Annotated in this window: 15 protein-coding genes and 1 CRISPR repeat array; of the genes, 12 read left to right on the top strand and 3 right to left on the bottom strand. The window is 49.9% G+C overall.

What is annotated here, in order from left to right:
* Positions 1 to 4: 4 nt before the first annotated feature.
* The 3 genes from ACYVAM_RS16255 to ACYVAM_RS16245 form a co-directional block, all read right to left on the bottom strand.
* Positions 5 to 415 carry a putative toxin-antitoxin system toxin component, PIN family gene (locus ACYVAM_RS16255; protein WP_461068795.1) on the bottom strand — a complete coding sequence of 137 codons (411 nt, stop codon included), beginning with the start codon at positions 413 to 415 and terminating at the stop codon, positions 5 to 7.
* Positions 412 to 621, bottom strand: a complete 210-nt coding sequence (locus ACYVAM_RS16250) for a hypothetical protein (protein ID WP_461068793.1) — start codon at positions 619 to 621, stop codon at positions 412 to 414. The genes ACYVAM_RS16255 and ACYVAM_RS16250 overlap by 4 nt, the downstream gene beginning before the upstream one ends.
* An 87-nt stretch (positions 622 to 708) precedes the next feature.
* Complete coding sequence (locus tag ACYVAM_RS16245; RefSeq protein WP_461068791.1) at positions 709 to 951, bottom strand: hypothetical protein; 243 nt, start codon at positions 949 to 951, stop codon at positions 709 to 711.
* A 600-nt stretch (positions 952 to 1,551) separates the two neighbouring features.
* Between ACYVAM_RS16245 and ACYVAM_RS16240 the strand changes: the two genes are divergently transcribed.
* The 12 genes from ACYVAM_RS16240 to ACYVAM_RS16185 all read left to right on the top strand — a co-directional run bounded on the left by ACYVAM_RS16240 (position 1,552) and on the right by ACYVAM_RS16185 (position 22,429).
* On the top strand, positions 1,552 to 3,450 hold the full coding sequence (locus ACYVAM_RS16240; RefSeq protein ID WP_461068789.1) for a TIGR02556 family CRISPR-associated protein: 1,899 nt from the start codon (positions 1,552 to 1,554) through the stop codon (positions 3,448 to 3,450).
* 1 nt (position 3,451) lies between these two features.
* Complete coding sequence (cas7b, locus tag ACYVAM_RS16235; protein ID WP_461068787.1) at positions 3,452 to 4,348, top strand: type I-B CRISPR-associated protein Cas7/Csh2; 897 nt, start codon at positions 3,452 to 3,454, stop codon at positions 4,346 to 4,348.
* Positions 4,345 to 5,100, top strand: a complete 756-nt coding sequence (gene cas5b / locus ACYVAM_RS16230; RefSeq protein WP_461068785.1) for a type I-B CRISPR-associated protein Cas5b — start codon at positions 4,345 to 4,347, stop codon at positions 5,098 to 5,100. Before cas7b ends, cas5b begins: the two co-directional genes overlap by 4 nt.
* Positions 5,100 to 7,523, top strand: a complete 2,424-nt coding sequence (gene cas3 / locus ACYVAM_RS16225) for a CRISPR-associated helicase Cas3' (RefSeq protein WP_461068783.1) — start codon at positions 5,100 to 5,102, stop codon at positions 7,521 to 7,523. The genes cas5b and cas3 overlap by 1 nt, the downstream gene beginning before the upstream one ends.
* A gap of 5 nt (positions 7,524 to 7,528) precedes the next feature.
* Positions 7,529 to 8,242: a CRISPR-associated endonuclease Cas6 gene (locus ACYVAM_RS16220; protein ID WP_461068781.1), complete on the top strand. Its 714-nt coding sequence runs from the start codon at positions 7,529 to 7,531 to the stop codon at positions 8,240 to 8,242.
* Between the two features lie 85 nt (positions 8,243 to 8,327).
* Positions 8,328 to 9,434: a CRISPR-associated endonuclease Cas1 gene (cas1, locus tag ACYVAM_RS16215; protein WP_461068779.1), complete on the top strand. Its 1,107-nt coding sequence runs from the start codon at positions 8,328 to 8,330 to the stop codon at positions 9,432 to 9,434.
* The gene (gene cas2 / locus ACYVAM_RS16210) at positions 9,431 to 9,721 is read left to right on the top strand and encodes a CRISPR-associated endonuclease Cas2 (RefSeq protein ID WP_461068777.1); all 291 of its coding nucleotides are present in this window, start codon (positions 9,431 to 9,433) and stop codon (positions 9,719 to 9,721) included. Before cas1 ends, cas2 begins: the two co-directional genes overlap by 4 nt.
* Positions 9,722 to 9,730: 9 nt before the next feature.
* On the top strand, positions 9,731 to 10,318 hold the full coding sequence (cas4, locus tag ACYVAM_RS16205) for a CRISPR-associated protein Cas4 (protein WP_461068775.1): 588 nt from the start codon (positions 9,731 to 9,733) through the stop codon (positions 10,316 to 10,318).
* Between the two features lie 196 nt (positions 10,319 to 10,514).
* Positions 10,515 to 11,137: a CRISPR direct-repeat array (repeat unit 37 nt; unit sequence ATTCCAGAGGCTAATCCACGAGAAGAAGGATTGAAAC).
* A gap of 197 nt (positions 11,138 to 11,334) precedes the next feature.
* Positions 11,335 to 13,029, top strand: coding sequence for a hypothetical protein (locus ACYVAM_RS16200; protein WP_461068773.1), 1,695 nt, complete (start codon positions 11,335 to 11,337; stop codon positions 13,027 to 13,029).
* A gap of 13 nt (positions 13,030 to 13,042) precedes the next feature.
* Positions 13,043 to 19,093 carry a hypothetical protein gene (locus ACYVAM_RS16195; protein WP_461068771.1) on the top strand — a complete coding sequence of 2,017 codons (6,051 nt, stop codon included), beginning with the start codon at positions 13,043 to 13,045 and terminating at the stop codon, positions 19,091 to 19,093.
* Positions 19,093 to 20,283, top strand: coding sequence for a hypothetical protein (locus ACYVAM_RS16190; RefSeq protein WP_461068769.1), 1,191 nt, complete (start codon positions 19,093 to 19,095; stop codon positions 20,281 to 20,283). Before ACYVAM_RS16195 ends, ACYVAM_RS16190 begins: the two co-directional genes overlap by 1 nt.
* 28 nt (positions 20,284 to 20,311) lie before the next feature.
* Complete coding sequence (locus ACYVAM_RS16185; protein ID WP_461068768.1) at positions 20,312 to 22,429, top strand: fibronectin type III domain-containing protein; 2,118 nt, start codon at positions 20,312 to 20,314, stop codon at positions 22,427 to 22,429.
* The last annotated feature ends 1 nt before the right edge of the window (position 22,430 follow it).

The raw sequence follows: 22,430 nt of genomic DNA, 5'->3' as shown, positions 1-22,430 counted from the left end.
AACTTTATTGAATACTTATCCAATTTAGAAAATCGGTAGGCGTAAGAATAGGGATGCTATGGTAGGGATGCAAAACCAACAAATCCTGATCACCAGTTATGATACATGCAGCTTCCCCGTCTACAGCCAATTCAAGAAATTTATTGTCTTTCTGGTCTCTACAATCGGTAAGCGAGCTAGTGATGTTGATGGATGTAGTTGTAAGGCTGTATTGGTTAATGAATAAATCAGCCTCAAACGGCTTCAGGTACCGGGCAAATTTTGGCCGGTGCAATACCTGATTCAGTTCCGCCAAACAGCTCTCGGACGTGAGTAATTCGCCCCGGCGAAGAGCTGTATCGAATGCCTGCCGCGGAGTAGACTGAGCAGATAAAGCAGCACTAACGAGGGTATTGGTATCAAAAATGAATTTCATTCCTCGTCTAGTAAACTCTGTAGAATGCCGGGTGTCAACCCGCGCTGGGTAGCTTTAAAACTGATATAGTCCATTACATCGGATAAACTGGTGGGTTCCGCTAAACAGTCAGCTACTAGTTGCGAGACGAACGTTTGTTGTTGCTCCGACAGGGCCTGAAAGCGTAAGGCTGTGGTTTCAGGAACCGGAATTTGGAGTATGGTCATAGTAGTTGAAGGATGAATCTTATGAGTTTGGGAATTTCTTTATTGGTTGCTTACGGACATGGTGTAGAATCAGGTTTGTGTCGAAGATCATTGGTCATGCCGGATTTGGTCTTCCATATCGGCCCATTCGGCGTCGGAAAAGCCAAGGTCGAGAATGGGAGTAGGCTTTTTTGGGGCGACCAGCTGAAAGAACAAATCGGCACCAATGGCTTTGATCAGCGCCGGGTCATATGCGTTCATCTGCCCCCACTTCATTTTAGGCACGGTGACGCCATTGACAATGAATGCGTCGGGGGTCTCCAGGATAGTGGGTGTGTTGTTCGTAGTCATAGTTGTACTGGGCTATAACGAATGTACAACAGAAAAAGGTTTTGTGACAAGCTGTGTCACTTTTCGAGAATTACTTTGCTCAAAACAAAATAAATAAGATCATTTGCTTGGATACTTGGAGAAGATTAGTTGATATTTGTGAAGTAGGTTTTGTTTTCTCCTTTAGACCACTTTCTAAAGCTTGTAAAATTATATGATATTGATGTATTTCATCTCTACATATAGATCCATCTAAGAGGAATTGAAATCAAGCCTTTGAGAGCGGGCAAAGCCTAAAAAAGGAAAACGAGTCGGGGTCTCGCCAAAGATCGACTCGCTTCCTGGAAGTATTCACCACAAACAAGTGTTTTATGGTTTACCGCAAATTTAAGTCCTTACAGCCAGACTGCAAGGCTATGCAGCCAGATGTTCTCATACGTCATGACTGCTCATCTCTCGATTTTTCGGACTACCAACTGGGGTGTCCGAGTTGTATCGTTTGTACTTTCCTCGATCACAATCGATGTGAAGTATGTAACAGGTTTTTTCTCTAGCCAGTCACTCACTTTCTCTCGGTTGTCTTTATTAGCTGGAAAATCGCGAGAAGAAACCCTTTCTCATATGCAGGATAAAGCAGTTGCTGCCATTGGGCGGCTAGCCTTACAGAAGAGCGGACAAGCTGAGCCGTATCAGTTGTACGTGGAAAATATGTTTCCCGGATCAGGGGTGAATTATGATGTCCTGCTAGCGGTATTCTCATTCACTACCGAAGAGAGTCAACTTGTGTGCCGCTTCGAGGGAGTTGATACAGAGAAAGCGAATGAAACATCGTATCAGAAGTACGTATACCGAAAGGGAGCTGCTAATGGTGGGGATGTAACATTCACGACGAAAGCGGGCGATTTAGCGAAGAAGCTCAACACGCTGGTTAGTAATCAGGTCAAGAAAGCCATTACATTATGTCGGGTTTATAACTATCAATACGACTTAGGCATGTTGCTGGCTTTGCAAGATCGGCTGACAACTGACTATGACACGATTCTGCTGGCCTTACAAAATGCGTATGCCCTGATGGATAAGAAGCGGCAGCAGGCATCCGGGTTGAGTTTTTGTTTCGAGTTCGATGGAGAGCGTAAGTACCTGGCTGACTTTCCCATTTTTCAACAACAGGTTCTGTTGCATGGTACGTCGGGTAAATCCGAGAAATACAATGTGATTTCGCAGGGAGCTAACCAGCTTTGTTCGATCTGTCTGCAAAATAAGCCTTTGCTACACGGTTTCGCATCGCCCTTCAAATATGCCACGGTTGACAAGCCGGGTATGGTCAGTGGGTTCTTTAGCCAGCATAACAACTGGAAAAACTATCCTATCTGCTCTGACTGCTCACTTGATTTTGAGTATGGCCAAAAGTACGTCGCGCAGAAACTGAAAAAGTACTTCTATGGCACCAGTTATTACGCCATTCCGAAAACCGTTTTGAGTCCCGACAAAGGCGGATTAGAGAAAGCACTTAAGCTAATCACTGAGCTTGAATTTCAATTGTCTGAGGCTTCCAAAGAGAAACGGGTTGAAGACCGAATCATGCAGGAGATTGGCAAAGAGGATAACTACTTCACTCTGAACCTGCTGTTTTTCGAGGAAAACCCAACGACTAAAGCGATCAAAATCAAGCTTTTGTTAGAAGAGATCGTCCCGTCACGGTTTCGCACGTTATTCTCGACCGTACCCGAAATCGTTAACCGGCAGCCTATCTATAAAAATTCGTATCGAATCAAGAATGAGCCGCAAAATCTGACCTTCTCATTTGGCCTGTTCAAACAATTCTACGAAGATGATTTCTTCGGAATTGTGAATGATGTGTTCGTTGGGCGACCTATCAACCGGCAAACGCTCTACAGTCGATTCATGGCGGTAATACGGGCCAACTATAACAAAGCTCAGACTTCAGACGGGTACGTTGAGCCCGTAAATCTTACCGTATTGAAAGCGCACTATTTACTGAATTACCTATCGCAGTTGCAGTTAATAACCACTAATCCCCAACCAAATATGATTCCAGAAGAAACCAGTGTCGAGAAGGCTGACGAAAAATTTGGCCGTGCCTTCGACGAAACTACGTTCAAACAATTCGTTGCTGACAATCCCCATTTTTTGGATGACAATTACAAAGTTGGGGTGTTTGCTGTAGGTGTATTGGTACGCTTACTTCTTAACATTCAACGTCGTGAGCTGGATGGAGGTACGCCTTTTGAGAAGAAATTGAAAGGGTATAACCTCAACCCCGAGACGCTGAAAGGTATTTATATCGAAGCCTTAGCCAAGCTGGCTCAATACAGAGATTACGGCAAACGATACGATTCATTGAGTCAGATCATAAGCGAGTATTTCATTCTGAATAGCTACAAGCTGCCCACCATTTCCAACAACGAACTCTCTTTTTATTTCGTGGCAGGCATGGAAATGGCCAGCCGATTCCGCACCGAAGCCCAACAAACCAACACCCCTAATTCCACTAACTAACATGGCAACACCCCTATCCAAGCGCACGGAGATCCTATTCCTTTACGAAACGGAAAACGCTAATCCTAACGGCGATCCGTTGAATGAAAATCGGCCTCGGTACGACTCCGAAGAAAATAGAATACTCGTTTCGGATGTTCGCCTGAAGCGTACTATTCGGGATTACTGGTATGAATATAAAGGCTATAACGGCACTGATGGGAAAGACATCTTTGTGCGCGAAACCACGTATGAAGACAAAGGCAAGACGTTCGTTTCGGACGGAAAACGCCGGGCCAAGGCTTTTCAGGAAAGTAAGCAGACGGTTCTAGATCAATGCATTGACGTACGAACGTTTGGCGGTGTTCTACCTCTCGACAAAGACTCAATTACGCTGGTTGGCCCAACTCAGTTTCAGATGGGGAAATCGCTCAATAAGACTGACATCGTAACAGAACAGGGCACGGGTGCCTTTGCTTCAGGTGACGGCAAGGGGCAGGCAACATTCCGTACGGAATATAAAGTGCCTTACGCTCTGATTGGCTTCAACGGCATCATCAACGAGAAAGCGGCTGCTTATTCGCAAATGACCGATGATGACAAATCATTGTTGCTGGAAGGAATCTGGGAGGGTACTAAAAACCTGATTTCACGTTCTAAGTTTGGACAAACTCCTCTGCTACTAATCACCGTTGAATACAACGAACCGTACTACATCGGTGGATTACGGCAACGGCTGAAACTGATTACAGAAAAGAACGAAATGCAACTGCGTAGTACCGATGACTATACGCTCGATGTGTCGGTTCTTATGGCTGAACTTGTTTCCCAAAAAGACAAAATCAGTAGCGTAACGGTACGGATAGACCCTCGGCTGAAAACGTCGCAACCACTCACTAACGGACTTCTTGCGCTATGAACGACAACCGCCTGATCGTCTTTGAGTTGTCGGGCGAATACGGTCATTTTCGCAAGTTCAACACCACTACGTCACCGCTCACATACCCAATTCCTACCCGAACGGCCTTGACCGGTGTGTTAGGGGCCGTGTTGGGCGTTGAACGGGAAACGGCTCCCGGTCGATTCACTGACAATGCCTTACCTGTTCAGGAGCTTTTCGGTGCCGACGCTTGTCAGTTGGCCGTCCAGTTACTTGCACCCGTTAAAAAAGTGAACATTGGCTTTAACCTGCTGGATACGGGCAATTCGTTTTATGAGATTCGCAAAAGTGGACGTACCCAGATCGAGTTTGAGCTTCTCAAGAATCCGGCTTTTCGGGTATTTGTCCGGCTCAAAGACGAGGTTCTGTTCGATCGGTTAGCCGATCGGTTGATTACCCGTTCGCACTATTTCACGCCCTATTTAGGATTGAGCCAGTTTACAGCAAACCTTCAGGACGTGCATGTTACACGGGGTAGCGTATGTACCGCTACGGCTGGGTACGTACCTATACAATCGGCCGTGAATCTGTCGCTACTGACCACCACGCCCCCCATTGAGTTTGACCAGACGACGCACTACTATGTGGAAACGATGCCGATTGAACTGAGTCGCGACCGAGTGGTAAAGCGTTATGGTGAGGTGCTTGTCAACGCCGATGGCGGTTCGGTCATGGTTCAGGCAAATGAGTGGTTTGAAACACCTGATTTTGGCAATATTCTATTTCTCTGATGCTATACTCACACCCCGGCGTTCCGCTCATTGACCACACGAAAAACGTGGCCGACTCATGCCGTCTACTGTTGCAAAGTCGGGTAACCAACTTTGATTTGCCACACGGGTTAATCGCTGATCTAGGCTATTTGGCCGGGGTGTGCCACGACATAGCTAAAGGAACGAGATATTTTCAGCATTATCTTTTGACTTCTAATCACGAGCGTATTGGCCCCAAGGAACACGCTCTATTGTCATCGTTGCTGGCTAAACAAGTTGTCACACAATACCTGCTACCATTCGAGTTGACAAGTATTGATCGCCAACTGCTCCCCTATCTGGTGTTTACGGCGGTAAAGCGACATCATGGAAATTTGAATGATTTTAGGGAAGAGTTATCTCTCGAATCGAAAGTCGAAATTTTATGCAAACAGATTGATGTTTTTGATGATGAGCCGCTGATTCAGGAAATTCTGGATAAGTTGATGGCTGTAGTGAATTTTAGATTCGACTGGCAGCCGTTCAAGCGGTATATTCAGCAGAAGAAATACGGCGATGAATACGGCGATTTTGAACTGGATTTCTTTGATCTTGGTGATTATGATAGCTTACCGCCCGATGCCAAAAATCGGTACTACTACTGGCATCAGTTGTTCTACGGAACGCTGCTTCTTTCCGATAAGTCAGATGTAATCTTAAGAGGAATTACCGGACAGGGCGCAGAACGGCCATCACTTTCCGCGCTGGAAAGTTACCGAAAACGTCGTGGATTCGATTCGCCAAGAACGGCGCTGGATGGGCTAAAAAATCAGGCTTATCATGAAACACTGGCTAATCTGGACCGAATATTTTTGGCAAACCAGCATCTGTATTCGATCACGTTGCCTACCGGTTTAGGCAAAACATTGACCTCCCTAGCTGTTGGGCTGGCTATGCAGCAAAAGCTAGGTTTGCTGGCTGGTCGTCTCGTTATTACCATTCCGTTCACGTCAATTATCGACCAGAACTTCAGTGTATTTGAAGATGTCTTTGATAACCCATCGTCGGATATTCTACTCAAACATCACCATTTGGCAGAACCTGCTTATAAAACGGGTGATGATGTACTGGATCAGGATAAAAGTCAGTTTTTGATTGAAACATGGCAATCGGGCATTGTCGTGACGACGTTCGTTCAGTTACTGGAATCGCTCTTTTCCAATGACAAAACGAAATTGCTTAAACTATCTAATCTCGCTAACTCGGTTATTATTCTGGATGAGATTCAGCAGATTAAGTACGAACTATGGCCGCTGATCCGACAGGCGTTTATAACCCTTGGCCAACGCTACAATTGTTACTTCATCTTAATGTCGGCTACGCAACCGTTGATTTTTAAGCCTGATGAAGAGATTACTGAATTAGTGCCCAACTACCGCTCTTACTTCCGAAACGATCTGTTTAACCGAACAAAGCTCATCAATCGAACGAATCAGGAAGTTAGCTTCAGTGAGTTTACGCAGGACGTTATCACCTATTGTGCTGATCACCGGGACAAAAATGTACTGGTCATCTTAAATACGAAGAACGCAACCTTAGAGTGCTTTAAAAAAGTGGCGAATGCGCTGGACCCTGAAACGGTAGATGTGTATTACCTCACGACCCTGATCACACCTTTTGAGCGTAAACGGATTATTGATCGGATTAAGAATTACACAGGGTCGAAACAGCAGGTCATTATTTCGACCCAACTGATCGAGGCTGGTGTCGACGTATCGGTACACACCGTATTTCGGGCGATGGCTCCGCTTGATTCAATCATTCAGGCTGCTGGCCGGGCCAATCGGTACAACGAAAAGGGTGTAATCAGCGAGGTGTATTTGTATGCTATTGCTGAGATGAAGCGAGCCAGTGGTATGGTGTATGGTGGTGATCTGTTGGTAAAAACCGGCAACGTATTGAAGCATATCACCGAAGTTGACGAACATGGCTATCTGGACTTGATAGAAGCCTACTTCAATGAAGTAAAAAAGCAGGCTGACGTGTTGGTATCGCCCGAACTGACTGCTCTACAGGCACTAGATTTTAAGAAAGTTGGTGAATTTCAGTTTGTAGAAGAACGGGATACCGAATCAGTTTATGTGCAGCTTAACGACGAAGCTGAAAACCTCTGGCAACAGTACGTTGTGATTAGTGAAAAGAAGGACTTAAAGCCTTATGAACGGAAGCGAGAGTTTGCGCTTATAAAAGCGAGGTTCTATGAGTATGTCGTGAACGTTCCGCTACCCTATGAAAAGGGTGGGGTGAAAGCCAAGCAGATTGTTTTTGATGGCGAAAAAGAGCATTTCTTCTATGTATCGTATCAGAAAGCCCCATCTTCTTGCTATACCTATGCCTTTGATGATTTCCGCAATAATACCGGGTACGTTCCCATTGCTCAACCACTAACCAACTTCTTTTAACCACTATGCCAACTCTTCACCAAACCCTTGTCTCCATCACCACCGTTACCTTTCCCGAAATCGCGTTGCGGACCCGTGATGCCCATAAGCTTCGGGGGTATTTTGGGGAGTTGTTTAAAGAACATTCGCCCCTGCTGCATAATCACCTGGAAAGCGAAGCCGGGGCCGACGAAACCACAGCCGTAAAGTTTCGGTACGCCTATCCGCTGGTGCAGTATAAGGTGCTCGGCCATATACCGACGCTGGTAGGGCTGGGCGAAGGCGCTACTCTGCTGACCCAACTGTTCCTGCAAATTCGGGAAGTACAGATCGAACGTGAGACGTTCCCGGTGTTGAGCAAGCACATCCGCCATGCGCAAGTGCCCATCGGTCTGGCGGACGACCTGATCGAATACCGGTTCGAAACGCTTTGGATGGCCCTCAACCAGACCAATTACCGCGATTACCGCCAGTATTCCGAAGCGGAACAGCAGGCCCAGCTCAAACGGGTATTGACCAGCCAGCTTCTGGCCTTATTCCGCGAGTTTGGCCTGTGGCTGCAACCCCACGAGCGCATCATGGTGCGGCTGTCGGTGGACGAACGGAACACCCAATTCAAGAACCAGACGATGATCGCGTTCACGGGTGGCTTTCTGGCCAATGTTATCCTCCCGGACGGCATTGGCCTGGGCAAAGCCGTGTCGAGGGGATTCGGGACAATTCAACGAGCGAACGAGTGAATGAGCGAACGAGTGGCTGGTACATACCTGTACTCTTAGCCGCTCACTCGCTCTTATACTCATTCACTCTTTCACTCTTTGGTACATGCAACTCCACATCAGCACCTACGGAACCTACCTACACGTCAAAGACGCCATGTTCGACGTTCGGCGGAAGGGCGAGGATGGCAAACTCATCAGCGCGACCTATTCGGCCGAGAAGGTAACCCATATCCTGCTGGCAACGGGCACTTCGCTCAGTACCGATGCCGTGCGGCTGGCGATGCGGCATAACGTCGATATTGTGTTTATCGAGCAGCAGGGCGACCCCATCGGGCGGGTGTGGCACGCCAAGCTGGGCAGTACGACTAAAATCAGAAAGCGGCAGCTGGAGGCTAGCCTTGGGGCTGAAGGATTACGGTGGGTGCGGGGCTGGCTGCTGGCGAAACTCGATAACCAGACGGGGCTTATGCGAAGTATGAAGAAACACCGCCCACAGCATACCGATTATCTGGACGACAAACTAACTCGAATGGAAGCGCTGGCCTTGTCGATCAGCACACTCGCGTCGGCCGATGGGCCAACCGCCCGCGTAGCCGATGTAGCGGACACCCTGCGGGGATTGGAAGGAACGGCGGGTCGGCTCTATTTCGAGACGCTCAGTTATGTATTGCCCAAAGAATACCAGTTCAATGGCCGTAGCAGCCGACCCGCCCAGGATGCGTTCAATGCATTTTTGAATTATGGCTACGGCATGCTGTACGGAAAGGTGGAAAAAACGCTGATGATGGCTGGGCTCGATCCGTATGTAGGGTTTCTGCACCGTGATGACTACAACCAGTTGAGCATGGTGTATGACTTCATCGAACCGTATCGGGGCTGGACCGATGAGGTGGTGTTTCAGTTGTTTACGGCAAAAAAAGTCAATAAATCGCACGTCAGTGACGTGTCGGGCGTGAGAGCGCCGGGACCATCCGGAGCAACCACATCGGGCGGAACGCCGGAGCGGAACCGATCCGTTAGCGGGTATTCATTGAACGCCGAGGGGAAAGCGTTGCTGGTGAATGCCTTTAACGAGGCTATGGATAATGACCCCATTCGCTACCGGGGTCGGAATCTGGTTCGCAGCCATTGTATGCAACTCGACGCACATCAGTTCGCGAATGAACTCATCGGTAAAACGGGCGGCCTGCCCGACCTCGTCAAGCTATGATTATTTGGGTTCTCTACGATATTGTGAACAATAAGGCGCGCACAAAAGCGGCTAAACGCTGTCAGCAGGCGGGTTTATACCGGGTTCAGTTCTCGTGTTTTCTGGGCACGCTGACGCAGAATCAGAAAGACACCCTGCAACTGCAACTGGAAGAGCTGATCGACGAGGAGACCGACAAGGTCTATATTTTCCCGATGAGCCGGGGCGAATTACAGCAAACGGCCCTCTTGGGGCAGGCCTTTGACAAGAAACTAGTCACCGATGAAATCAGAGCGTTGTTTTTTTAACTCCTTCCCATGACCCTCACGCCATCGCACCTTATTGAATATTTGTTTTGTCCCCGGTTTACGTATTTCGAGTACGTGCTGGCGATTCCGCAGTATGAGGAGAAGAATTATAAAGTTATGCGCGGGCGTAATCTGCATGACGAGCGGCTGGAGCGCAATAAAGACTACCTCCGCAAGCGGCTGGGTCGTCCCGGTGCGCCGGTCACGGAGAAGCACACGGATCAGTATTTAACCAATGAGTTGATCCGTGGTGTAGTTGACGAGGTGCTTGGTTTCGGCGACGGGACGATGGCACCGCTGGATTATAAGTTTGCGGAGTATAAAGACAAGGTCTATGATACGTATCGAACGCAGTTGTATTGCTACGCCTGGCTCATCGAAGCGAACTTCGGCCGACCGGTTGACCGAGGGTTTATTGTATACACCCGTAGTAATAACCGAGTGATTGAAATCCCGGTTACGGAATCGGATACACTAGCGATAAAACGGGCAGCCGAAGCAATTTTTACGATTATCGACCGTAATTTTTACCCGAAGGCTACCAGGGTGAAAGCGCGTTGTGTAACTTGCACGTATCGCAATATTTGCATCAAATAAGCTGAGTCCGGGTGGCAACATATTTTAATGAAGCCCAAAACGGCCAATAACTCACTAGTTATCAGCGGATTGCATTTACGGAAAGTTTATAAAAATTACCCATTTCTTATGTACTTTGACCTGCGAACAACAAAAAAAGAGGGCCCAAAAAAAGGACCTATTTCCCTGTCCGTGAGCCCTTTATACACACCGACGCATTCCAGAGGCTAATCCACGAGAAGAAGGATTGAAACTCCTTACATCCAGGCCAATGCGGTCGGCGTAGAGATATTCCAGAGGCTAATCCACGAGAAGAAGGATTGAAACGCCACACCGAACCAAAGACCCAGATCAGGAGCATCTCATTCCAGAGGCTAATCCACGAGAAGAAGGATTGAAACAATGCATACATATTATCGCCCGGCTGTGGCGTGATTATTCCAGAGGCTAATCCACGAGAAGAAGGATTGAAACTTGAAGCCAGCAGTGGTGATCATGAAGATTAGCGGCATTCCAGAGGCTAATCCACGAGAAGAAGGATTGAAACCCTAAAAAGTCATCAAATGGATCTGCTTCTTTCTTAATTCCAGAGGCTAATCCACGAGAAGAAGGATTGAAACTCGGATATGCCTAAATCCTTTTTGTTGCCCGACCGCAAATTCCAGAGGCTAATCCACGAGAAGAAGGATTGAAACAATAGAGTTGCAAATGCATACTCCAAGGCTTATAGTATTCCAGAGGCTAATCCACAAGAAGAAGGATTGAAACAACGTGCCGTTTCTGATTCGTAACGGGGGGCTCTAATTCCAGAGGCTAATCCACGAGAAGAAGGATTGAAACGCTCATAAGTCGATAGGCGACACCGTACTTCTACGTATTAAACGCCAACAGGTAATACAAAGACTAAAAATAAAGCCCCTAATTATCAGCAAGTTAACTGAACGCGTAGTTTCCCTATCATACATTTATCCGATTGATGCGCGCAGGGTCTGTCAGTAGTTTTGACACAAGTTAGTCGAGTCAAAGCTGTGTCAGGAATGCGTGCACGTATACTACTTTTCTTTTACGGATTTTGGTTGATCTGCTCCGCTCAGGCGCAAACGAATCCACCAACGGGAAAAGCTTCCCCAGTTAAGGTGTCAGGTGGGCTGAACGCGTATGCGGGCTTCTACACGGCCAGTGGGATTGCGGCCCGCAACCAACCCTCCCCGTTCGGGGTAAGCGGCTCGGTAACGGTCGCCTTACCCGGTGGCATTTCGCTTCCCTTTTCGGCGGTGCTGGGTAATCAGGGAAGTAGTTTCCGGCAGCCGTTCAACCAGTTTGGCGTGTCGCCTACCTACAAATGGGCAACCGTACACGCTGGTTACCGAAACGTATCCTTCTCCCCGTTCACGCTGGCGGGCCACACATTTCTGGGCGGTGGCGTTGAGTTGAATCCCGGCAAACTTCGATTGGGCGCGGTCTATGGCCGGTTCAATAAAGCCATCTCCACGAATCTGGCCGAACCCGATATTATTCCGGCTTATGGCCGAACGGGCTACGCCGTAAAGGTGGGCTACGGAAAACCCGCTAATTATGTCGACCTGATCATGCTGCGGGCCAAAGATGATTCGACCTCGATCGTATCGGCTCCACAGTCCGTCTCGCAGACCGTTACGCCCGCCGAGAATCTGGTCGTGGGCCTGACAACCCGGCTACTGATCGTCAAACACATTACCGTTGAACTAGACGGCGCCGTTAGCGCCTACACCCGCGACGTTCGGAGCAGTCTGGTATCGGCAGAAGGGAGTAACCCCGTCACGCGCTTTTTCGGCAGACTCATAACACCCCGACTGGCTACCCAGCTCACCCAGGCAACCCAGGCCGCCGTCGGCTATCGGGTCCAGAATGCAGGTATCAAACTGCAATACAAACGCATCGACCCCAATTTTCAGACGATGGGAGCCTACTATTTCCAAAGTGATATAGAAAGTTACGCCATTGCCCCTAACCTGACCCTAATGGACGGAAAACTCCGGTTATCAGGCAGTTACGGCATTCAGTACGACAATCTGGCCAATAACAAAAGTGCTCGTACCGGTCGAAAAATTGGCTCGCTGGTTGTTTCCTACAATCCAGCAACGGCCTTTGGCATCGATGTCCAGCTATCCAACTACGGCATCAGTCAGCAGGCTGGTTTTCGCCCACTTATCGACACCATCCGGCTGGCACAGAACAATCTCTCCGCGACCGTAAATACACGCTATACGCTCCAGAAAGAAGATGTGCTGCAGGTGTTTACCCTCACCACAACCTACCAGAAACTAAGTGATCTGAACGCCAACACCGCCAGCCAGACCGAAAACAACAATATCAACCTGAATCTGGGCTACTTCTATCAGCAAACCACCACGGGCTGGGGCTTCAATGGGATGCTGTCCTACACCCAGACGCAGCTACCAATTGCGGTCGGTGATACGAACCGAACGGTTCGGTTCTTCGGACCAACGCTGGGTGCAACCCAGTCCTTCTTCGAGAAAAAACTAACCACATCGGCCAATGCCAGCTATCTGGTCAACCAACAAGCCGGCATAACGGGAAAAGTCATGACGGTATCCGTCAGTGGCGGCTATCAGGTGGCGAAACGGCAGACGCTCACGGTATCTCTCAATTACCTGAACTCAAATACGGGCATTCAGGAACAGACATTCAACGAACTAAGAGGCAATCTCGGCTATGGTATCTCTTTTTAGACATTTTCTACTGGTGACGACGTTTCTTATCCGCAACAGCGCCAAGGGTACGCCAAGGGCACCAAAAATCCTGATGGCCCTGGCGATGATCCTGGCAACTTTGTCGGTTAGAACGGCCTTTGCCCAAACCTTCCCGTTGCAAATTCAGGTCAGTGTGCTGCCTCCCTATAGCGCCTATTTGCAGGACTATCCCGGCGCGGGCCAGCAGGTGCGGGTGTTCCTGATCAACACCAGCCGAAGCACCTACCAGATCCGCCTGTCGGGGCAGTTGACCGGCGACAATGGGATCGAGATTCGTACCTCGCCCAACTATCGTCCGCCAAGACCCCTGACCGTACCGCCCGGCCAGACCTTGCTAAGCCGAAACGATCTGGAAGGACTCTTCGACCTCAACCAGATTGAGGTGACGGGGATTGACAAAAATTTGCTGGCCCGTGGTTTTCCCCTGCCCGACGGCACTTATCAGCTTTGCGTGCGGGCCTATAACGAAACCCCAACTAACACCGCCGTAACGGCCTTCGGGCAACCGCTGTCGGCCGAGTTTCCGCTGGGCTGCTCGGCCCCGATCGTGGTCCGTTCGGTTGAGCCGCCCATTCTTATTTCGCCCCTTTGCGATGCCGAAGTGACGGCAACGACTCCGCAGGCCGTTGTCTTCACCTGGACGCCCCCGGCGGGTGTTTCGCCCGCGCAGGTGGATTACACGCTTCGGATTGTCGAGTTGCCCCAAACGGGGGTCGACCCGAATGTGTTTATCGATGCCGTAGCCTTGCCCAGGTCAGGGGTCGAGGTTCAGAACCTGCGGACGAGTACGTTTTTGTATGGCCCCACGCAGCCGCCCCTGGTGGTGGGCAAGCGGTATGCCTGGCGGGTGCAGGCCATCGACCGCTCCCGGAAGCTCAACTTTCTGAACGATGGCAAGAGTCCGGTTTGCTCATTTACGTATGGAACGGGGCTGCCCGTTCTGGCCAAAAAACCAGGGCTTGAATTAGTGCAGACGCCCGCGTTGCCTGTATTACCCATTCCCGGTTTGGATGCGCAGGATACTCCCCCGGCGGGTGCTACAGCCATAGCCGACAAAATACCCGCTCCGTCAACACCCTACGAGCTTAAAATAGCGAACTGTAATTGCAAAATACCACCGTCGAGTACAGAAGGAAGCGTAGCCGATAACCAGACTGTCCTTACCAAAAAACAATTGACTGTCGCTGGGTTTACGGTCGATCTGGCGGGCATACAGTTGGACGCAGAACAGAAAATTAATGGGACAGGTACCGTACAACTCCCGTACGCGGGTGGGGGCTATATCAAGCTGCGGGTATCGCTTAGCAAGGTACAATGCAACCCGGCGGGGCAAGTCATTGCCGGTAAAGTCCGTGGGTTACTACAACAGAATGCCGGTTTGCTACCCGGTTACGACAAGCCTGACTTCAGCGCACTGGACCTGAAACCAGCTGATGTAAGTGAGATCAGCAAAAAACTGAGCGCCATTAAAGATCAGGTCAAGGAAAGTATCACCAATTCGAAGAACAGTATCGGTTGGGAAATGCCGCTGGGCGTGTATACAGCAAACGTGGATGTGGCCATTACCAATGTTGTGTTTGAGCCTGCTCAGGCCTATTTCGACGCCGTTACCTGGTTTAAAGTCGCAAGCGCACAATTTGGGGGTGTTCCGCTGAGTGCAACTAAAGTATGCATGAGTCCAGATAAACCTATCTGTGGCGACATGACACTTTATCTGGGACTGGATATGCCCCTGTCTACGTTATTGACGCTGAAAGGAGCTACAACAGACGTCAATAACAAGTCGGCAAATAATCTTGATTTCAAGAAGATTACGAACGTCAACCTGAATAATTGGGACTTTAAAACGTTCCATATTGTCGCCGATCTGAAACCGCCTGGCCTGAAAGAAGCCAACGGCATAAACAAGGATAAAGAGCTGGCAGTTACTCTGGTCTACGACTCCCCCAAGGCCGATTTGAACGACTGGACCACTACAGTCGAATTCCCTGACTTCTACGTCGATAAACTCTCCCGCGATTTCATCTTTTCGATGGATGGCAAGCCCGGTATTTACGATCAGTCGGAGTTGCCAGATGAATACACGGCCAAGTTACCGGATGATTATCCGCAGGCTGGACAGAAACCGGGAGCCGAGTGGAAAGGCTTGTTTTTCCCCAAGTTGAACGTGACGACAACAGTTCTGAAGTCGCTCAATCAGGGCAAGCCGTCAACAGTGTCCGTCGAAAACCTGATCTGCGATGACAATGGCTTTACGGGTGCCTTTATGGCCACACCCGTTATCTCGCTGGGCGACGGATCGCTGGATGGCTGGTATTGCTCAGCCGATACGTTGAAGTTTAACCTGCTGATGAGTCAGTTTAAGAATGCGCGACTGGCCGGGCGGGTTGTAATGCCCATCTTTAAATACACCGACGAGAAGCAAATGGAAAAATCGTCGATCTGGCCGTATACCTGCACGCTTTCCAAAGACGATAAAGCCAATGGTGCTTTAACGTATCAGTTCCTCATTGTTCCACCGAAAGAGGAGGCTAAAGTTGCCTTATGGGCGGCTAAGCTGTCGGTGCTCGACGGTACCGAAATTAAGGTCGGCAATCAGGGCAACAAAGACGGGGCATTCAATGCTTCGGTTACGCTCAATGCCAAGCTGAGTATAGATGCCAAAATCGTATCGCCGGGCATGACCATCATGGGCATGAAACTGCAAAGTTCGCCCGCCGATGGGACCAGCTATTTCACCTCCGGCTCCATTAATTCCTCCTTTGCATCGCCCCAGAAGGCGCTACTTGCCGCTGCCGACGACGAGGGCTTTCCGGTTACGATCAAGAGCGTTAGTCTGGATAAAGTAAAGGGCCAGGCCAGCCAATACGATTTCAAATTCACGGGCGACATTACGCTGATGGAGGGGAACATCCATGCGGCCATTACGCCCTATGTCCGGTTTAAAATCGGCTTCGGCGCCAATAAGCGTCCCGACTGGGGCTTAGACAAAGTGGGCGTCGATTCGGTGGGTATTCACGGAAATCTGAGCTTCATGCGCATCGACGGCACAGCGGACTTTTTCGACAATGAAGCTCCTTACGGTACTGGTTTCAAGGGCGATCTGAACGTCAAGCTATTGGGTGCGGGCTTTTCGGTAGGCGGCTATTTTGGGCGAGTCAATGGCTTTCGATACTGGCAAGTGGGGGGCAAGGCCGACCTGCCTGCCCCCGTTCCGATTCCGGGCACTCCGCTAACCCTGGCTGCTTTCGGTGGGGGCGCCTTCCACAACATGATCAAGGAAACCCAGACCGATGAGAAGGGCAAGCCAAAAGTGGGTGCTCCGGTCAAATTCACCCCCAGCCAGAAACACGACGGGTTTGAAGTAGCGGTCGAAGTAACGATGCAAACCAAAGACCTCTTCGATATGAATGGCGTAATGGCGGCCACCGTAAGTACCGAGAACGGTTTTCATTTGAGCGATTTACGATTAGACCTGAATGCCGCCCTGTTTGGTCCTGAACCCGATAAGGCACTGGCCACAGGCATTGGCTTTATCGATGTCAATTTTGACAAAGGCTACTTCGACAGCAAGTTTGGGCTTAATATGCATTATCAACCGGGTGGTGGGCCATTCAGTGTTGATGGGAAAGGTGATTTGGGTTTACACGTTTCCTTCCCGTCGTCGCTGGGCAATCCGGATCCAAAGCAGGATTACAGCAAAGAGAAACCCGGCAACTGGTACTTTTTCATTGGTCTGCCCGATGCAACACCCTGCGGCAATGCCGATGACTGTTTCGCTAATTCGGAACGGATAAAGCTGGCTATCAAAGTAAAAAGTTTAGGGTCACTCACGTTTGGGTCCTATTTTGTGATGTATCACAATCTAAAACCAGATGGAGTCACGACATTACCACCACCACCCTGGGGTATGTCGGCGGCTGATCTGGAGGCACTAGGCTACAAAGGTGTTCATTTAGCCGGGACCGACGCACTCGCTTTCGGATCAGGGTTTGTTACCGACGACAAGTTTGAATTTGGCCCCTTCGAAGCCAAGTTTCACGCAGCGTTCGGCTTCGATCTGGCCCTGCAAAAAATAACCGCTCCCTGTAGCAGTGGACAGATACCGGGCATCAATGGCTGGTATGCCAACGGACAGATGTATGCCGATCTGGCGCTGACGCTCGGTATCAACATCGACATCTGGATTTATTCGGGCTATCTGGAACTCCTCAAGGTGCAGGCGGCCGCCTTGCTTGAAGGCGGCATGGTAAACCCGATCTGGATACACGGGAGCATTTTGCTACGCTACCGGGCGCTGGGCGGACGCATCAAGGGCAGTACTACCTTCGAGATGTGGTATAACAAAGATGAGCAGTGTAAACCAGCCTTCGAGCAGCCTAATCCGTTCGCGGACCTGCCCATCATTGCGGGCATGACTCCCGAAAACAACAGCAAGAATGTATCGGTTATTTCGCCTTACTACGCCGAATTTAGCTACCCCGTTCGGACACTGATTCAGATCAATGATGTTGACTCTCTATCGAGACAGCCTGTTGCGAGCTTCCGCACGTTCCGGCTGGATTTTACGAGTGGTACAGCCACCAATCCGTTTGTCACAACGCAGTTGCAGGCCAGTAGTACAAACCCAAACTGTTCGCTCGATAACAGTGGTCGGCTACGGTTCGGTAATGACCCCGACGGCGGTGGAAACTTCAACATAACGTTTTTCCGCGATGCTACCCTACCGCCTAATGCCAAGCTCAGCGTATCGCTGACGGTGGGTGTCAAGTTATTGAACACAGGTACCAACCAGTACGACCCTTACTACTACAAGAAGCAACTGGTTGCGGAGACGAAATCGTACACTTTTACAACGGGCGAGTGTGTCAGTTCGCTTAGCCAGGAGGGAGCGGTTCCATCGGTCGCCTATTCCTATCCGTTCGAAGGGCAACGGTATTTCACCATTGGCGACGGCGGGATTTTCGGCTACGTTGAACTGTCAAGTAATTTCGGCTGCTGCCTCGATAAGATTCAGAGCGACAAGTATTACCGGCTTAGTGTGCGCTATACGGCTCTGAAAGGCAATAAGTTCGACAAGAAAGACCCTGGCAGCGTTTGGACGAACAACAGTGTCAAATTCGACGGGAAGCTGTTGCGCTTCGGGATTCCAATTAATTTTCTGCAAAAGAAAACCCTGTACCGAATTGAGATCTTCCGCGAACCAACCGACGCGCTGGTGGCCGAACAGAAAAAAATCATTGCTCAGCAGAAAGGTAAAATTAGAAAAGAACTGGAAGACACGTATCTGGGCGGGGAGAAAGCCGAATATGGCTTCGGTAACGCTGTTACAGTGTCATCTAAACCAGGCCCTGGGCCCGGCACAGGCTTGATGAGCAATAAAGTAGCCTCTGTCAATGGGTTGGCACAAGGTTATAATGCGGCTTACGTCGACCAGACGGTACAGAAAGAGAACAGCCAGCAGGGGAACGCCATCGGCGCAAAAGTAACTGGGCAATCGGTTGGAACGATGGCAGATATCAAGCTGGGCAAGGGAAAAAGCGACGAAGAAGTAGACGTAAAAACGCAGCTGGAGCAGCCGGTTTATACCTACTTTTTCCAGACCAGCCAGTATAATACACTAGCCGAAAAGCTGAAAGCCAGCCCATTCCTGACAGCAGAACAGAAAACCGTTCGGACGAGTGATATCGAAGCCTACACCATTCCGATTCAGAGCCCTGAGGGTTTCGATAGCTACGAGCTGCTTTGGAAAAAACTGCCTAACGGCAGCGTGTTGCCTCCGCTGGTGCTGCAAAAAGTACTGGATTCAACGAATCCCTGGTTTGCCGACTTCGTAAAACCAATGGTCAGCCTGATCAACGGTTTGTCGAACTACCAGTTGGGTGATGGCAATATTCTGTTCAAAACCGCTGACAACACCGCTGCCCCTACTGTCAATTATGATCAGCTGATGCGGCAGGTCGTACTCTTCAATCAGGGTGGTTTCGACAATGCGCAGTCCCCAATCTCAAAAAATAGCCTGAAAGGCATCACGCAGAACTAATGAAAGCAAAAAACTTACGCCGTTTTTACGCCATTGCCGGGCTACTTTTTCTGATCGGGAACCTAATGAACCCGTCGGTATGCCAGGCTCAGTATTCAATGAAGATGACCCAGCAGGATATGACGAAGGCTGCCAATACCGTCATCACAACGGATAATGTCGACAAAAAATCGGCGTCAATGGCCTTGGCCGGACAGGCATTCGCCAGCTCTCCCGGGAAATACGGCATGATGTTTCTGAACGTGCCCGTGTATAAAGCCTATGTCGAACGGCTGGAAGACAACATCGATGTACTGCTCAGTACACTCAATGGAGCTTACCCGCAGCGCAAAGCACTGATTGATAAACTCATAAGCCTGGCCAGTAGCCTGACCTATGAGTATCATATGGCCGTTGGGACGCAAACCGGTCAGCCCAAAAGTATGAGCCAGGCAGGCCGGGAGAAGTTTATGAAGAGCATCAGCACATCGTTGAATCTGGATTTCTACACAGAAGATTTTATCTCCCTGAATGAGGACTACCGCAATTATTTCTTTTCTGGCCGATTACAGAATGCTGCCGTTGCATCGGGTGAAGTGTCTATCACACAATACGATCCGAATATGGCGTATATGTCTTCTCAGGGCAGCGATCCCAGCCGGGGGAAAGACCGGATTCGTGATACGGCCAAAGACTGTGTGGCCCTGGTGCTAAGTGTAGTTAAACAAACCGAGACAGTGGGCGCTATAGGTCAGGCCGTGTCTAGTGTAGGATCTAGTGTAGGAGCCGCGCTAGGAAGTTCGGCGGCTTCAACAGGCTCAGTCCCTAACAGCGCGCAGGTGGATAAGCTCTTCAAAACGTTCACTAGTGTTAAAGGCGGCAATTATTGGCAACTGACTAAACCGGGTTCTGTTATTGGCTTCTACCTCAAGCAATTGCCTGGTGCTACACTCGCTTCCGACGTAACGATGAAAGACGGCACCGGCGACCGCTACGTCGATGAATACGCGTTCAAAAATGGTCTTCAGCCATTTCCGTCATCTTTTGCACTGGATTTGGCGAAAACAGTCAGTAATGATTTTTCAGGTGTAGGGGTAGTAACGGTTCCCGGCGGCACCAATGGAGTCATTGTTGTTCAGCCCAGTTCATCATCGGGAAATACGTCCGGTCAATCATCTGGCACGCCCGCCCCACCAACCCCTATTCATTAATTGCCAGGCTCTTTTTAGAAACTCGATCATGAAGGTATTCGTCACACTTCTCATTTTACTCTTCAGTATGTGGGGCTCTGGTCTGCGAGCCCAGGGCACAACTACGCCAGCTACGACCCGTCCTTCCACGCAAACAACAGTTGCTAAATCCGATACCTATTTCGAGCTATCCATGATCGGTCGGTCCTTTGGCGATTCGGTTGTGGTTCGGTGGGCACCGCACAACGTTATTCTATACCGCGAAATCAATCGCAGCGGAGGGTATATCCTGACTCGCCGGAGCCTGGGCGCCAATGGTCGGCTACAGGTCGATTTCCAGAAAGATATAAAGGCCTGGACGCTCGACGAATGGAAACAACGGGTTTCACGTACCGATAGCCTGGCGGCTGCCTGCGCCCAATTGATTTACGGCAAAAGCAGTGTACTCCAGTCGGCCAACGATCCGGTTACACTCGACAAGCTGATGCAGCAGAAAAGTCAGGACGATTTTCAACTGATGTTTCTGCTACTGCTGGCCGATGAAAACGTGCGTCATGCAACAGGCATGGGATTGGGCTATGTGGACCGGGCCGTCAAAAAAGGCGTACAGTATTTTTATTACCTCACCCCGCGCTACAACGGCAAGCTGTTATCCGTCGATGAGCAAAAAGTACTGGTCAGTAATACCGGCACGTATAGCCGACCACCCATGCCAATTGTTCGGGCCGAACAACAAGACCGGGCCATCAAACTTAGCTGGGATCGGCAGGTTACCGACGAACTGTTCTCGGCCTATTACATCGAACGTTCAGCCGATGGCGGACGAACATTCCGGCGACTAAATCGGCTGCCTTACACGCAGGCACCTATTCAGTCGGAACAGACACTGTATAGCTACGTCGATTCGCTGAAACAGAACTACATCAAGTACCAGTACCGGGTTGTGGGTATCTCGCCCTTTGCTGAGCGCAGTATCCCATCGCCTGTACTGACCGCGCAGGGTGTCGACTTAACTCCGCCTGTTGGGGTCAGAAATGTGCAGGCCAAACACCTGGGCGGCAGTAAAGTCCGCATTACCTGGGAACAACCCAGCCTGTCACCCGATTTTGCCGGGTATGTTATTGCGCGGGGAAACGACGAAAGCAAGCCATTGATTCCGCTGACAAAACAGGTGTTGGGGAAAACAGTGCGTGAATATGTCGACGAAACGGCGAACCCTTACGAGAAAACGTTCTACAAGGTGATGGCAATCGACACGGCGAAAAACTCGAACCCGTCGATGGCGGCTTACTGTACGTTCAAGGACGTGACCGGTCCGGCCAAGCCTAAAAATTTGCAGGGATACATTGATACAACAGGCTTCGTGCGGATAGTTTGGGACCCCAACAAAGAACCGGACATCCTGGGCTATGCCGTGCTCATGGCGAATCAGGTCGACCATGTGTTTACCAACCGCACCAGTAGTTATCTACCAACCAGTGTTTTCGATGACCGCACCACGCTAACTACCTTAACGAAAAAGCTATATTACCGGGTTGTAGCCTACGATAAAAACTACAACCCCAGCCCTCCGTCCGATATCCTGGAATTGGCCAGGCCCGACAAAATTGCCCCTGCCAGCCCCGTCATCAGCGACTACGTCGCCAGTGACACCGCTATTGCCTTGCGGTGGGTAGCCAGCATCAGCGAGGACGTACGGGAACAGCTCTTGTTCCGGCGTGGAGCCAGTACCGAGACCTGGCATCAGATCAGCAAGCTGACGCCAAAACTGAACAGTTATGTGGATCAACAGGTAAAGCCGAACACGCCATACAGCTACATGCTGGTAGCCGTTGATTCAGCTGGCCTACGATCTGCCGAATCGTTCCCGCTTAATACGAATACCTTACAAATGGCACCCCGTCCGGTTAAGCAGCTCAGCGTACAGGTAGGGACCGATGGTAAGACCATCATCTTAAGCTGGAAGCATCCCGATCAATATGCCCGTTTTATCATTTATCGATCAAATGAGGCTAAGCTCCTGCGCTCATACGATGCCGTTAACCGCGAGCAAACCTTTACCGACAAAGCCATTCAGAAAGGCCAGTACGAATACGCGATTAAAGTAGTCTATCAGGACGGGCGCGAGTCTGGCCTCTCGAACCGGGTGAAAATTGATATCAAATAGC

The sequence above is a fragment of the Spirosoma horti genome, assembly GCF_054776595.1.
The sequence above is the reverse complement of the archived record's forward strand: the minus strand, read 5'-3'. Positions and strand labels throughout refer to the sequence as shown.

Coding starts and splice junctions, on each gene's coding strand:
- ACYVAM_RS16255 (WP_461068795.1), bottom strand. CDS start 415: ATGAAATTCATTTTTGATACCAATACCCTCGTTAGTGCTGCTTTATCT.
- ACYVAM_RS16250 (WP_461068793.1), bottom strand. CDS start 621: ATGACCATACTCCAAATTCCGGTTCCTGAAACCACAGCCTTACGCTTT.
- ACYVAM_RS16245 (WP_461068791.1), bottom strand. CDS start 951: ATGACTACGAACAACACACCCACTATCCTGGAGACCCCCGACGCATTC.
- ACYVAM_RS16240 (WP_461068789.1), top strand. CDS start 1,552: ATGCAGGATAAAGCAGTTGCTGCCATTGGGCGGCTAGCCTTACAGAAG.
- cas7b (WP_461068787.1), top strand. CDS start 3,452: ATGGCAACACCCCTATCCAAGCGCACGGAGATCCTATTCCTTTACGAA.
- cas5b (WP_461068785.1), top strand. CDS start 4,345: ATGAACGACAACCGCCTGATCGTCTTTGAGTTGTCGGGCGAATACGGT.
- cas3 (WP_461068783.1), top strand. CDS start 5,100: ATGCTATACTCACACCCCGGCGTTCCGCTCATTGACCACACGAAAAAC.
- ACYVAM_RS16220 (WP_461068781.1), top strand. CDS start 7,529: ATGCCAACTCTTCACCAAACCCTTGTCTCCATCACCACCGTTACCTTT.
- cas1 (WP_461068779.1), top strand. CDS start 8,328: ATGCAACTCCACATCAGCACCTACGGAACCTACCTACACGTCAAAGAC.
- cas2 (WP_461068777.1), top strand. CDS start 9,431: ATGATTATTTGGGTTCTCTACGATATTGTGAACAATAAGGCGCGCACA.
- cas4 (WP_461068775.1), top strand. CDS start 9,731: ATGACCCTCACGCCATCGCACCTTATTGAATATTTGTTTTGTCCCCGG.
- ACYVAM_RS16200 (WP_461068773.1), top strand. CDS start 11,335: ATGCGTGCACGTATACTACTTTTCTTTTACGGATTTTGGTTGATCTGC.
- ACYVAM_RS16190 (WP_461068769.1), top strand. CDS start 19,093: ATGAAAGCAAAAAACTTACGCCGTTTTTACGCCATTGCCGGGCTACTT.
- ACYVAM_RS16185 (WP_461068768.1), top strand. CDS start 20,312: ATGAAGGTATTCGTCACACTTCTCATTTTACTCTTCAGTATGTGGGGC.